The sequence below is a fragment of the Edaphobacter modestus genome (assembly GCF_004217555.1).
GTDB lineage: Bacteria > Acidobacteriota > Terriglobia > Terriglobales > Acidobacteriaceae > Edaphobacter > Edaphobacter modestus.
On the sequence record NZ_SHKW01000001.1, the window covers coordinates 5787583 to 5800198 of the forward strand.

Consider the following 12616-nt stretch of genomic DNA (forward strand, 5'->3'; position numbering starts at 1 on the left):
GGTGAGGGGTAGGCTAATGCGTGTTGTCTTTACAGCAATTCTCGCCCTGGCAGTAACACCTCTTCAGGCCCAGAGCGATCCAGCAGCAAAGCAACGGCCCAAGCCATCGGCACACGCAAGAGCGGCAAAATCCAGGTCGTCCGTATCCCCAAAGCAGCCCATCTCTATCCCTCTGAATCAGCGTGAGCGCACTACCCAGATTCTGAATCGCTTTACCTTCGGTCCACGTCCAGGTGATGTCGACCGTGTCCTCGCGCTGGGAGCGGACAAATGGTTTGAGCAACAGTTGAATCCGGATAGCATCACGGACGACGCTCTCAACAAACGTCTTGCAGCCTATCCAACTCTTACCATGACGCCCGAACAGGCGCTCACGGCATTCCCTGATCGCGCCACCATCAAAGCCGTTGCGGACGAGAAGCTCCAACCTCCTGCAGATCCCAGTCTTGCCGCCGTTTACGAAGTCCAGCTCGTGAAGCTCAATCAGCAGGAAACCGGCAAGAGGAAAGACGCTGGTGCCGACCCGGCAGATTCCTCAGCGAACGACCCCCATTTTGCCGAACAGGTGAATCGCGATCGTGCGGCCGCTACCCACATCGCTGGAGAACTCTTCGCTCTGCCGAAAGAACAACGCATGGCGGCGCTAATCAAATTGCCCGTCGCCGATCGCATCGCATTCACCACCTACGTGTCCGGCGAACAGAGAGGACTGCTCCTCTCCCAGTTCACACCGCGGGAGCGCGAACTCTTCAACGCGATGGCTGCGAACATCAACTCCTCCTCCCAGATCGTCACCGAACTGTCTCAGGCGAAGGTGCTTCGCGCCATTCTCTCCGAGCGACAGGTCCAGGAGGTGATGACCGACTTCTGGTTCAATCACTTCAACGTCTTCATCGGAAAGAACTCCGATCAGTGGTATACCACCAGCTACGAGCGCGACGTTATCCGTAAAAATGCCCTGGGTAAGTTTCGGGATCTGCTTCTGGCAACGGCGACCTCACCGGCCATGATGGTCTATCTCGATAACTGGCAGTCCGTCGGCCCCAATTCCATTGCCAATGGAGTTAACCCCGCACGTCCGAACGCAAAAAAAGGCAACCGTGGCCTCAACGAAAACTATGGCCGGGAGCTGATGGAGCTTCACACGGTTGGAGTCGACGGAGGTTACACCCAGGCCGACGTCACCGCGCTCTCTGCCATCCTTACTGGCTGGACGGTCGATCGCCCCCATCAGGCCGGTCTCTTCGTCTTTGAGCCCCGTCGCCACGAACCCGGTCCAAAACAGTGGATGGGCCACAAGATGGAGGCTTCTACCGTATCGGACCAAACAGGCATGAAGGAAGGCATCCAGGCCCTTACTCTTCTTGCAGCCAGCCCCGCGACTGCGCACTTCGTGAGCTTCAAGCTGGCGCAGCGCTTTGTCGCCGATGACCCTCCCCCTGCTCTCGTCGATCGTATGGCGGCAACCTGGCTCTCGACCGATGGAGATATCAAGGCGATTCTCCGTACCATGGTCGAATCCCCTGAGTTCAACTCAAGAGGCTCCTTCCGAAGTAAGGTCAAGACGCCCTTCGAATTTGTGGCCTCTGCTTTCCGCACGACAGCTACCGATCCGGTAAATCCTGGAGCTCTGGTTCAAACTCTCAAGACCATGGGAATGCAGCCTTACTACGCTCTTCCTCCCACCGGCTACGCCATCACCGCCGATCGTTGGATGAACTCTTCTGCGCTGGTGGCTCGCCTGAACTTTGCGTACCTGCTTACGAGCGGCAAATTCCCCAATCAGAAGTTCGACTCCGAGCACGTTCTCGCGATTGGCCTGATGAGTCAGCCGTCGATTGTTGCAGCAGGTACCTCAAAATCCACACAGCCGGTCTATCGTAAGGCAGCATTCGCCGCGGTTCCGGGCACATCTGGATCCGCAGTCTCCGGTCAGGATTTCGCTCTAAGTCTTCTCGAGTCCTCACTTGTCGGAGGCGACCTCTCCGCTCAGACGAACGAACTCATCCACCAACAACTCGGGAAACTCATCACACCTTCGTCGGCTCCCACGGACAGCCTGAACCTCCTCATGGCGCTCGTGATGGGTAGCCCGGAGTTTCAGATGAGGTAAGAAACCGCTACACTGGTCAACCGGGAGGTGTGTTTATGCCAGCGCAACGGCACATATCCAATGATGGCGAGCATCTCAGCCGCGTACGAAGAATCTGCTCCGCCCTCCCCGCCACCTCTGAGAAGCTTTCGCACGGCGAACCAACCTTCTTTGTGAACAAGAAGGTCTTCACCATGTTCGCCAACAACCATCATCACGACGGACACATCGCCATTTGGATTCCCGCGCCGCCCGGAGCACAACATGCACTTATCCGCTACTCCGCGAAAAAATACTTTAAGCCTCCCTACGTAGGGGTAAGCGGCTGGGTCGGAATCGAGCTGGGAGAGGTCAGCGATGAAGAGCTTAGTCTTCACATCCTGGAGGCGTGGCGCATGATCGCTCCGAAACGGCTGCATTCCATTACCGACATTCGGATCGTCTAACGGAACATGAAAAGCTCCATCAATCGCAGAAAGTTCGCTGCCGGAATCGTCGCTGCTGGCATTGCAGGAAAGGTCGCCGCCTCTCCTTTAGCTGTCTCACCCGAGCAGCTCCATCTCAAGCCCAATGGATGGATGCCGAATAACGCCCTGCCCGTGCTTCTTTATCGCAGGTCTGTTGCCGTGACTCCCGATCTCGCTGACGTCATGGAGCGACTCTTCACGCAAAATGGCTGGCCTCCGCAATGGAGGAACGGCGTCTTCGATTTTCATCACTATCACTCGACGGCCCACGAGGTCCTCGGCTTCGCAGCGGGACATGCCGAGATCATGCTAGGCGGTGAGCAGGGAACTACGGTTACGGTCCGTGCCGGCGACGTCGCCGTACTTCCCGCCGGTACAGGCCACTGCCGCATCTCCGCCTCCGACGACTTTCTCGTCATAGGCGCCTACCCGCCAAACGAACACTGGGACATCTGTCGTACTGCCGCTACACCTCAGGTTCTCGAGCGCATGCGTCGCGTCTCCTTTCCAGACTCTGATCCGGTCTTGGGTAAGGGAGGCGCGCTGCCTAGGCTCTGGATCACTTAGACGTTTCTTTGGGGGAAGGGATCCGAGATAGACGTATAGGCAAAGGCGGACCCTTCTTTCGCATCTCACGACGTGGAGCGCGCCCGTGACCAGCAAGGAAAACAACTCACTCGATCTGCCCCATAAAGATCACTTCGGCCAATTCGCCAACTCCTGCAGCCTTTATCTCGGGTCACGCTGGGCTTTTACCGCCGCTATAGGAATCATCGTGGTATGGGCCCTCACTGGTCCTCTCTACCACTACTCCGACACCTGGCAGCTCATCATCAATACGGGCACCACCATCGTCACGTTTCTAATGGTCTTCCTTATTCAAAACACGCAAAACCGCGACGCCCGCGCCATCAACCTCAAGCTCAACGAACTGATCGAGTCCATTAAATCAGCCCGAAATGAGATGATCGACATCGAGCATCTCTCCGACGCCGAACTCGATATCCTCGCTCGCCGTTACGAGGCGGTTCGCAACGAGGCCGCCGAGCGTGGCCTTGGCGAACCTGAACACGAAGCGAAATAGAGTTCTCGGCTAGACCCAGCTGCTCTTGTCGAAGCTGTAAGGCGAACGTTGCGGTCGCGACAGCATAGCATTTGCAGCTTCGTCGCCTTCGAACTGCTCCCTTTCCGGATCCCAGTGCAGGTGCCTGCCCGTCTTCATCGCGATATGGTGCAGCAGGCAAGTGGAGCATGCCCTGTGCCCGATCTCCACCGGAGCCGTCGGCTGCTTCCTTGTCTTGATGCAGTCCAGCCAGTTCGCATGTTGCTCGCTCGCCGTGTACAGATGAATCTCGTCCGGTCCGATCACCGAGTCAAGAATCTTGGGATCACTCGCCATCAGCGGTTCAATCTTCGTCACCTGCCCGGAGCCGGCCGTCGGCGTTGTCATCTCGTCGCGTGTAACGAAGATCCACCCCTTCGTCCCATACCACTTGATGCCATTCGGAAGATCTCCCGAGATATCCATGGTCATCCCGTTCTCATAGCGCGCATGGGTCAGGAACTTTCCATGGACATCCCATAGACCACTCTTCGGAAACTCCGCCGTTCCCCATATCTCCACCGGGCCGGTGTACTCCGTATTCATACCCCAGTGAGCGGTGTCCACGTGGTGAGCTCCCCAGCCGGTAATCATTCCCGCCCCAAACTGCTCCATTCGCAGCCATCCCGGCCGATCGAATCCCTTCTGCGGCATTACGCGGTCGACGGTATACGCCGCTTCCGGCGTCGACCCAAGCCATGCATCGTAGTTGAATCCCTTAGGCACAGGCATCGGTGTAGCATTGCCTCCCGCCGGATCGCCCGGCAGACCCACCTCCACATGCTTCACCTCGCCAATACGTCCGTTCCGCACCAGCTCGCATGCCCGGTGAAACTGCTTCCACGATCTCTGCTGGCTGCCGATCTGCAGAATCCTTCCCGAAGCCTGCACCGCGTTGCTCAGATAGCGCCCCTCCGCAATCGTCAGCGATGCCGGCTTTTGCAGATAAACATCCTTGCCCGCCCGCACCGCCGCCGCGGCCACGATTGCGTGCTGATGATCTGGCGTTGAGATCACAACCGCATCGATCTCCTTATTTGCCAGCAGCTCGTGATAGTCGTGATACACCTTCACTGCGTCATACGGCTTGCCCAGTTTTTTGGTGTAAGCCTCGCAGACGAACTGCCTTCCCAGTTCCGCCCGATCTTCTTCCAGGTCGCATACCGCGGTCACCCGCGCGCCGTCGTACTTGAAGATCGCAGGCAGGTCGTGTCCGCGCGAGATTCTCCCCACCCCGATCGCGCCTATGTGGATTCGCTCGCTCGGTGCCATCTGGCCGAAGACAGTCGCCGGCACGATGGTTGGAAATCCCACCACTGCCGACGTTCCGGCCGCGTTCTTAAGAAACCTACGTCGTGTTATATCCGACATGATCAGACCCCTTGGTCGAACGGATTTTACTCCCGTCAAAAGAGGACGGGCCACTCTCAAGCCTTCAGCGTCGCGTGCTGCGCCTTCATCTGCGCTCGCACCACTAGCTCCGCTGCCAGCAGGCATTGCGTCTGGTCCTGCGCGGTGTGCGTGCGATTTACAACGTCGGAGACGAACTGCGGCCCGAAGGGAAGCGAAAGGTTATTGCAATCGATATAACGCGCCTGATCTTTGTCTACGAGGAACAGATTGTTTCCCTGCTTACCCCGCGCTACATCCACATACTTCCGCAATTCGATGTACCCAGCTGTCCCCAGAATGAACAGCCGTCCATCGCCCCATGTTCCAAGCCCATCCGGTGTGAACCAGTCCAGCCGTACATACCCAAACCCCCGATCGCCCCGCAGCATCATGTCGCCGAAGTCCTGAAACTTCGGCTTCTGCGGATGATTCACATTCGCTACCTGCGACGCCACAACCTCGGCCTGCGTCGACCCTGTGTAGTACAAGAACTGATCCACCTGGTGCGATCCGATATCGGTGAGAATTCCCCCATACCGCGCCGGGTCCCAGAACCAGTCCGGTCGTCCACCCGAGCCGCCTGCATAGGGGTCCGCCCCATGCTGCACGATCTGATGCGGCGCAATGTTGATCGTCTGGATCACACGCCCGATGGCGCCTGCCTTCACCAGTTCGCCTGCCTTCACCGCCGCCTTCACCTCGAGCCGCTCGCTATAAAGAATCCCATAAATCCGCTTCGTCTCCGCGATTGTCTTTCGTATCTCTTCAATCTGCGCCAGCGACGTCGCTCCCGGCTTATCGCTCAGGAAGTCCTTCCCCTTCTTCATCACTCGAACACCAAGTGGCGCTCTCTGGTCGGGAATCGTCGAGCTCAGCACCAGCTGGATCGAAGAATCGTTCAGGATCGCATCCTCGGAATCCACCATCTTCACATCGGGAAATCTCTTCTTGAACCCGGCAATCTTGTCCGGCTCCGCTCCATAGGCCGCCACCAGCACGCCACCGCCGCGCTGAATCGCTCCCACCATCCCAAAGATGTGGTCGTGGCTCATTCCGCAGACGGCGAATTTGATCGAGTGCTTCGGCTTCGCATCGGCATCCTGACCCGGCTCAGCAATCTCATGCACCACCCGTGCCGGATCGATTGCGCTCATCTCCGCCATCGCTGGAACCCCAGCCATTAGTCCCGCCGAACCCACCGCCCGCAGAAACTCGCGCCGCCCAAACATCTCCGATCCCATATCTCTTCTCCCCTGGAATGCAATTTCGTTGCACCCCGAACTATATCAACCACCCCGCATCTTTGGCATCAGAGTCTCAAATTGAGGAGAAAAGCATGAGGATTCGACACGCCGGCTCGCGGAATTTCTTGACGCCGCCGCAGACCTCTTCGTCGACTTTCCGGACAAACGATCGATTGCCTCTGCTCTTCTGAATCAGTATGGGCAGGAGAGCGAAGCGCACTGGAACCGTCTGGAAACCGTTCTGAAAGGCTACATCTCCTAACGTCCGAAAAAATAACTCAGCGAGACTGAACCGTAGGATCGCAGCGGAACTCCTACGCGACGTTCAAAGGCTTCTGTCTCTGTGCCGACAGCGAGTGTCTCCAGCGTCTGTCCCGTATAGCCATTGTTGAGTTGACCGTTGAGCGAAAGCAGCCACCGGCCATCGACGAAGCTGCGGTTCAACGCAAGCCGGATCTCCCGGACCGGTATGCCATTGAATCCATCTCCCAGCGGCTTCGCCTTCACATACTCAAACTCACCTTTGGCGTCCAATCCGAGAGGAAGCCGATTGATTCCACCCACCACATCCACAATCATTCGTGGAGCCTCCGGAATTGGCTCACCCGACTCGCGATCACGTGCATCGGCCTGTGACCATGAAACCTGCCACCAGCCGCGCGATCCTCTCCGGCGCGCCAACAAAGTAAGAAATTGATTTGTCGATGGTCCTACGTTCTCCTGCAGCCCGGTATCCGCGTCAATCTTAGCCAACTGGGCAGATTTGGTAACCTTACTCAGCGTAAGGCGCAGTTCCGTACGCCCGACTTCCTTCAGCGCAACCATCTGAAACTCTCGTGCCTGAATGAGAAGATCACCCTGCGCCGAGCCCGTTCCGATCCTTGGGTCATTTGCATGAAACGCCTTCCCGAAGCTGAAGGAGACCTGTGGCAGTACAGCCGCGTTCGCTTCTCCAAACGTCACGTTGATCTTCGGGCTCGTAACTCCCGGCCACCGGTCGAACGAGTTAGCGGGTGAAAGCAGATCGCGGTTGTCGAAGGCCAATTGATCGCGTCGAAGACCGAGATAGACCTGCACGTGCCGCACTGGCTTACCTGTAACTGCGGCGAATGGCGATGTGGTCGTTATCGTAAGGTCGTTGCTCGTTACCGGCTGGAAGACTCCTTCCTCGTCCGCGCGCGCCAGGTCCAATCCGCGCGGAGCCTCTCGCCTCAGCTCAAGACCTGCAAGAAGAAGCCAGTTCGGGGAGAGGGACTGCGAGTACGTTGAACTGCCTCCCACGACAGTACGGAATTCGCTCTGCCGAATCAGGCCATCGCCAAAGTTCGAACGGAGAGCGAGGCTGTAGGTTCGAAAGTAAGCGCCCGTCATCAGCGACCTCTTCTCCGCGATCTGCCAGTCATCGGCGATCAAAGCTATGGAGGTATGGGTCAGATCGGCCTGCCTGGTATCGATGGTGTCGTCCTTCACCGGCGTATCGATGGGAATCAATCCAGGCAGCCGTGAAAAGCCGTAGTAGCCGATCCCATAGGCGGTCAGCTCGTGATGGCCCACATCCCACGCCCGAAGCGCATTCACCTTGTACTGCTGCCGTTCCTCCGCTCGTCGCAGAAAACCGTTACCCCACAAGCCCTCGGCCGCAATCCATGCTTTCTTGCGGTCGTCCCGTGGAGCCCAACCCGCCGAAAATCCGCCATCACGACCGTCTGTGATCATTTGCACGAACGTTGGAATACGATTGCGGATCGCATAGGTCACTGCGAGGTTGATGGAATGATCTCCGTATCGCGCGTTATAGCCAGCGTTGTCGATCACAACACCGCCCACCGTCGAACCGATGATGAAGTTCGGGTCGGCATAGCCGTTGCCATGTGCATTTGCGGTCAGGTTGTTCTGAAAGAGAAAATTTCCGATCCCGAAGAACTGTGCGACTGGTTCGCCATGATCTCCGGCTACGCCGGGCGCGAAATACTGCGGAGCCTTGATTCCACCCGAGGCCGTCTCCGTTGGATAGCCCGGTACGGAGACCGGAACTCCAGGTCTGCCGGGATTGGCGTCCAGAAGCTCTGTATGGGAGTAGCCGAGCGTAGCCGGATCTGGCGTTAGCGCGTCTTGATCCGCCCGTACCGTAACCGTCTCGCCGCTCCTTAGCGTGACGTTCAGCTCCCGGTTATCCTCTATATCCAGCGCAATGCGAAAGAAGCTCTGTTGCCCTATGGCCACTTCAATCTTGGCCGTTCCCGTGGGGACGACCAGATCGTAGCGCCCCGAACTATCAGAGGTAGTCTGCGTCTCCTGAAACCCCGCCCGGACGTAGACCGTCGCACCGGCGACCGGATCGCCTGCTATATCGCTCACCACTCCCGACAGGTGCACTTGCCTCGCGGGAGTTTGAGCTCCAAGCGACAGCGCCATCATAACCATCACCGCCGCAGCGAGATAAATACGAAGGGCCGGAACGGACATAAACACACTCTCTTTTTGCCCTTTTGAAAAGAACGGATTTACAGATCGCGGCCCTGCCTCTCGGTCCCTGGGTGTCCGGTCGATAATGATCTACGGGAATAGCCGTTGTCGAGCCCAGCCTTTGCCCTCGCGCACGAAAAGAAACCGGTCATGGAGACGATGTGCTCCGTTCACCCACAGTTCCATCCTTTCGGGCCGAAGGGCATATCCCTTCCAGTACTCCGGGCGCGGAATCGCTCCCGGATGGCTTGCCGCGAACTCCTTCACCAACTCCTCAAGGCGCTCCCGGCTCTCGACCGGTCTGCTCTGCCGCGAGATCGCGGAACCCAGCTGGCTCTCGCGCGAGCGGCTGTGGAAGTACTCATCGGCGTCCGCGGACGGAAGCTCGACGACAGGGCCTTCCACCCTCACCTGCCTTCCGAGACTCTTCCAGTGAAAGCACAGCGCCGCCTTGGGATTGGCAGCCAGTTCGCGGCCCTTTCTGCTGCCCGCATTGGTGTAGAAGCAGAATCCGCGCCGGTCGACCTGTTTCACCAGAACCATTCGAACGCTGGGCATGCCGTCTGCCGTCGCTGTCGCCAAAGCCGCCGCGTTGGCATCGTTGGGCTCAGTTGTTTCAGCTTCGCGTAACCAATCCTGAAAAAGGAGAAGGGGATCGAGGATCTCTTCCATCATTCGAACCATGACCGCCAGTCTATCCTGTCAAGCCCCTGTTTCACCTAAAGCTATTTACATCAATAAGATGTAAGTGCCGATTTCATGTGGCAAGTTACGTAAAATAGAAGTACAGAAAGCTGGCGATTTTGGCGTGTTCACGCCGAGGCATGCTTTGTTAAAGAAAGCGCAGCCATGCCACGGGAGAGAGTCATGGAGAAGTTCGACTGGATTTCGCCTGCATTATTAGTACAGAGGTCCGAAGCTAAGTCTTTATATTCTAAGATTTTGCGAATTATGGGGGGAGGGACTCCCTCAGTCGGGCAGCCCTTCGAACAGGTCCGTCAGCTGTTTTGCCGCTCCAGGATCACGCGTGGCCATCAGCGCATAGAACTCCTGGCCGCCGAACTTCGCAAACAAGGCCTTCGTCCGCTCCATCAAGGGCGCCTGCGAGAGGTGCTGTCGGAACGCTTCGCTCTTGCGTTCGCGCACGGACTCGATGTCCAGAACCGTCGTCCACGGGATCGGCAATGGAGGCTGCCTGTCCGGAATGAAGAAATTTGTCGTCAGGTGAAACAGGCGGTCGGGCTGGTAGACCGCTCCGCTCTCCGGAAACCTCTTCGCCTGTCCGGACCAGTGAAAAGCCGTCGTCGTCAGGAAGGAAACCATCATGTGATCGGGATGAGTATTCAGCCCCCCATCGCCGCCAAACGTAATCACGACATTAGGACGAAAGCGCCGCATCCGCTTCACCAGATGCTCCGTCGCACCTGCAATCGCAACACTCTGTAACTGGCCGTCGTGATAGTCCAGCAGCTCGTGCTGGGTTACACCAAGCACCCTGCAGGAAGCAGCGAACTCCTGGCGTCGCATCTTTCCTAGCTCCACGCCCGTAGCAGCGGAGGCCCGATGAGTTGCCGCCTGACCATCGGTCATACAGATCACATAGGTTTCAATGCCGCGATCGGCCGCCAGAGCCAGCGCTCCACCAAACGCAAAGCACTCATCGTCCGGATGCGCGACGACGCACATCAATCGCTGACCCAATCGGCCGCCTCCTCAAGGTCAAGATCGAACAATTCGCCCGAGACCATCTCTTCGATCACAGCATTCGGATCGACTGCCTTTACCGGAGCAAATGTGCGGCGATGCAGCACGGAAGGCCCGTGTTGCGCCAACGCACGGCGGTGCTCCGGAGTCCCATACCCCTTGTGCGAGGCCAGCCCATAACCTGGGTGGGCGTGGTCGAGCTCGCGCATCAGAGCGTCGCGGTGCACCTTTGCGACCACCGAAGCCGCAGCGATCGAGAGACTCAGCGAGTCCCCATAGATGAGCTTCGTCTGGCGGCAGGGATGATCGATTCGCATCGCGTCGATCAACAGGTGGTCCGGTTCGATCGGCAAGCCCTGGACGGCTGCCAGCATCGCCATTCGCGTCGCCTGGTAGATATTCATGCGATCGATCGTTTCGGCATCGACCTCTGCCACGCTGATGGCGAGGGCAACCTTGCGGATGCGGCGATCCAGTCGCTCACGGTCCTTCCGCAGCAGCTGTTTTGAGTCCTTGAGTCCAGCGCTTGCAAGTCCGCGAGTCCGATCGGGAAGAATGACCGCAGCCGCGACGACCGGACCGAATAGTGCGCCGCGGCCGACCTCATCGACTCCCGCGATCGTGCGAAAGCCACAGTAGCGCAGTGCCTGTTCCGGAGCGTCGCTACATACAAGCTGCCGCAGCATTCGCTGCTTCGCCGTGGCTGCTGTGACGGTTCTTTGGATGCGAAGCGGAGTCGAAGAAGCCATACCCTTATGGCAAAGTGTATAACCTTCTGTGCAGAAGAAAGCCATGGCTCACAAGCCATGGCCTCTGTGGAAATAAAGGATGAAGCTAGCTGGCGCGCTCGACCTCGCGCAGACGAGCAGCCTTGCCGCGCAGACCGCGAAGGTAGAAGAGCTTCGAACGGCGAACCTCGTACGAGCGAACCTTCAGGATCTTGTCGACGACTTTGGAGTTGTAGGGGAAGATGCGCTCGACACCCTGGCCGAAGCTCATCTTACGCACGGTGAAGGTACCCTGAGGTCCCTTGCGGCAGGCGATTACAATTCCTTCGAATGCCTGGAGGCGCTCTTTCTCACCCTCGCGAATCTTGACCTGAACGCGAACGGTGTCTCCGGGAGCGAAATCGGGAATATCGGTCCGCTCAAGTTTCGCGGCCAGTTTCTGCATGATGGGATGAATAGACATGACTACTTCCTGTATGAACTCGAGTCTTCAGTGTACACGATTTCAAGCAATTAGGGGATATAAACTAGGGGATATAAACCACGGGCTCAAGGAAGGGAATCGGCCCTGGTTCAGGCCGGTTCTCCGGATCCCCGTCTGAGCTCGGCCTCGATCTCCCGCAGCAACCGGCGGTCCTGTTCGCTGAGCTCTACCTTTTCAATCAGATCGGGTCTGTTTTCCAGTGTCTTGCGCAGCGCCATCTTCCTGCGCCACAAACGGATGGCATCATGGTTTCCGCCCTGTAGAACCTCGGGTACGACTCTTCCTTCAAATTCTGCCGGTCGAGTGTAATGCGGGTAATCGAGAATTCCACCCGATCCATGGGTCGTCCGCGGAGGTCCGCCACTCACATCTTCCGCGACGTCATGGGCCCCGAAGCTTTCAAAACGCGAGGAATCCGGATGGCCGAGTGCGCCCGGCAAGAGCCGCACGACAGCGTCAACGATCACTGCGGCGGCAAGTTCTCCGCCTGAGAGCACGTAGTCGCCGATCGAAAGCTCCTGATCGCACAGCAACTCACTCACACGCTCGTCTACGCCCTCATATCGCCCGCAAATGAGTACGACCCTTTCTTTCTTTGCGAGTTCCTGTGCAACCTTCTGGGTGAAAGGACGTCCCTGGGCTGAGAGCAGGATCACCGTCTCGCGCTGGGGGTCGCGCTGCTGCTTATGGGGGATATTCAACGAAGAAACGGCATCGTAGATTGGTCCTAGTTTGAGGACCATGCCTTCGCCACCGCCGAAGGGTCTGTCGTCAACCGTACGATGCCTGTCTTGTGTAAAAGCACGTAGGTCGTGGGTCGCAATGTCGACCAGACCCGACGTGCGAGCACGGTTGAGAATCCCGTATTCGAAGACGCTGGCGAAAAAATTCGGAAAGATGGAAATGAGGTCAAAACGCATTGGAGATAAAGTGGACC

General features: G+C 57.8%; 12 protein-coding genes. 4 read left to right on the forward strand and 8 right to left on the reverse strand.

The genetic code is table 11. From position 1 onward, the window contains the following. The first annotated feature begins 16 nt into the window (after positions 1–16). From BDD14_RS24475 to BDD14_RS24490, 4 genes are all read left to right on the forward strand, one after another. Positions 17–2113 carry a DUF1800 domain-containing protein gene (locus BDD14_RS24475; RefSeq protein ID WP_130422070.1) on the forward strand — a complete coding sequence of 699 codons (2097 nt, stop codon included), beginning with the start codon at positions 17–19 and terminating at the stop codon, positions 2111–2113. Positions 2114–2148: 35 nt separating this feature from the next. Next, positions 2149–2538 carry an MmcQ/YjbR family DNA-binding protein gene (locus tag BDD14_RS24480; RefSeq protein ID WP_130422072.1) on the forward strand — a complete coding sequence of 130 codons (390 nt, stop codon included), beginning with the start codon at positions 2149–2151 and terminating at the stop codon, positions 2536–2538. A 6-nt stretch (positions 2539–2544) separates the two neighbouring features. Then, entirely contained in the window at positions 2545–3126 is a 582-nt protein-coding gene (locus BDD14_RS24485; protein ID WP_130422074.1) for a cupin, read from the forward strand. Between the two features lie 85 nt (positions 3127–3211). After that, complete coding sequence (locus tag BDD14_RS24490; protein WP_207231817.1) at positions 3212–3643, forward strand: low affinity iron permease family protein; 432 nt, start codon at positions 3212–3214, stop codon at positions 3641–3643. A gap of 9 nt (positions 3644–3652) precedes the next feature. Here BDD14_RS24490 and BDD14_RS24495 read toward each other — a convergent pair whose 3' ends face one another. The 8 genes from BDD14_RS24495 to trmD form a co-directional block, all read right to left on the reverse strand. Then, entirely contained in the window at positions 3653–5032 is a 1380-nt protein-coding gene (locus tag BDD14_RS24495) for a Gfo/Idh/MocA family protein (protein WP_130422076.1), read from the reverse strand. A gap of 56 nt (positions 5033–5088) precedes the next feature. Next, positions 5089–6294: a Gfo/Idh/MocA family protein gene (locus tag BDD14_RS24500; RefSeq protein WP_130422077.1), complete on the reverse strand. Its 1206-nt coding sequence runs from the start codon at positions 6292–6294 to the stop codon at positions 5089–5091. 261 nt (positions 6295–6555) lie between these two features. Further along, complete coding sequence (locus tag BDD14_RS24505) at positions 6556–8763, reverse strand: carboxypeptidase-like regulatory domain-containing protein (protein WP_130422079.1); 2208 nt, start codon at positions 8761–8763, stop codon at positions 6556–6558. A 90-nt stretch (positions 8764–8853) separates the two neighbouring features. Beyond that, positions 8854–9447 (reverse strand): pyridoxamine 5'-phosphate oxidase, encoded by a 594-nt coding sequence (pdxH, locus tag BDD14_RS24510; protein WP_130422081.1) that lies wholly within the window; start codon positions 9445–9447, stop codon positions 8854–8856. Between the two features lie 285 nt (positions 9448–9732). Further along, entirely contained in the window at positions 9733–10464 is a 732-nt protein-coding gene (locus tag BDD14_RS24515) for a PIG-L deacetylase family protein (protein WP_130422083.1), read from the reverse strand. Continuing rightward, positions 10449–11216 carry a ribonuclease HII gene (locus BDD14_RS24520; protein WP_130422085.1) on the reverse strand — a complete coding sequence of 256 codons (768 nt, stop codon included), beginning with the start codon at positions 11214–11216 and terminating at the stop codon, positions 10449–10451. The genes BDD14_RS24515 and BDD14_RS24520 overlap by 16 nt, the downstream gene beginning before the upstream one ends. A gap of 85 nt (positions 11217–11301) precedes the next feature. Next, the gene (gene rplS / locus BDD14_RS24525; protein WP_130422087.1) at positions 11302–11658 is read right to left on the reverse strand and encodes a 50S ribosomal protein L19; all 357 of its coding nucleotides are present in this window, start codon (positions 11656–11658) and stop codon (positions 11302–11304) included. Positions 11659–11768: 110 nt separating this feature from the next. Continuing rightward, complete coding sequence (trmD, locus tag BDD14_RS24530) at positions 11769–12599, reverse strand: tRNA (guanosine(37)-N1)-methyltransferase TrmD (protein WP_130423577.1); 831 nt, start codon at positions 12597–12599, stop codon at positions 11769–11771. Between the last annotated feature and the right edge of the window lie 17 nt (positions 12600–12616).

Coding starts and splice junctions, on each gene's coding strand:
- BDD14_RS24475 (WP_130422070.1), top strand. CDS start 17: ATGCGTGTTGTCTTTACAGCAATTCTCGCCCTGGCAGTAACACCTCTT.
- BDD14_RS24480 (WP_130422072.1), top strand. CDS start 2,149: ATGCCAGCGCAACGGCACATATCCAATGATGGCGAGCATCTCAGCCGC.
- BDD14_RS24485 (WP_130422074.1), top strand. CDS start 2,545: ATGAAAAGCTCCATCAATCGCAGAAAGTTCGCTGCCGGAATCGTCGCT.
- BDD14_RS24495 (WP_130422076.1), bottom strand. CDS start 5,032: ATGTCGGATATAACACGACGTAGGTTTCTTAAGAACGCGGCCGGAACG.
- BDD14_RS24500 (WP_130422077.1), bottom strand. CDS start 6,294: ATGGGATCGGAGATGTTTGGGCGGCGCGAGTTTCTGCGGGCGGTGGGT.
- BDD14_RS24505 (WP_130422079.1), bottom strand. CDS start 8,763: ATGTCCGTTCCGGCCCTTCGTATTTATCTCGCTGCGGCGGTGATGGTT.
- pdxH (WP_130422081.1), bottom strand. CDS start 9,447: ATGGTTCGAATGATGGAAGAGATCCTCGATCCCCTTCTCCTTTTTCAG.
- BDD14_RS24520 (WP_130422085.1), bottom strand. CDS start 11,216: ATGGCTTCTTCGACTCCGCTTCGCATCCAAAGAACCGTCACAGCAGCC.
- rplS (WP_130422087.1), bottom strand. CDS start 11,658: ATGTCTATTCATCCCATCATGCAGAAACTGGCCGCGAAACTTGAGCGG.
- trmD (WP_130423577.1), bottom strand. CDS start 12,599: ATGCGTTTTGACCTCATTTCCATCTTTCCGAATTTTTTCGCCAGCGTC.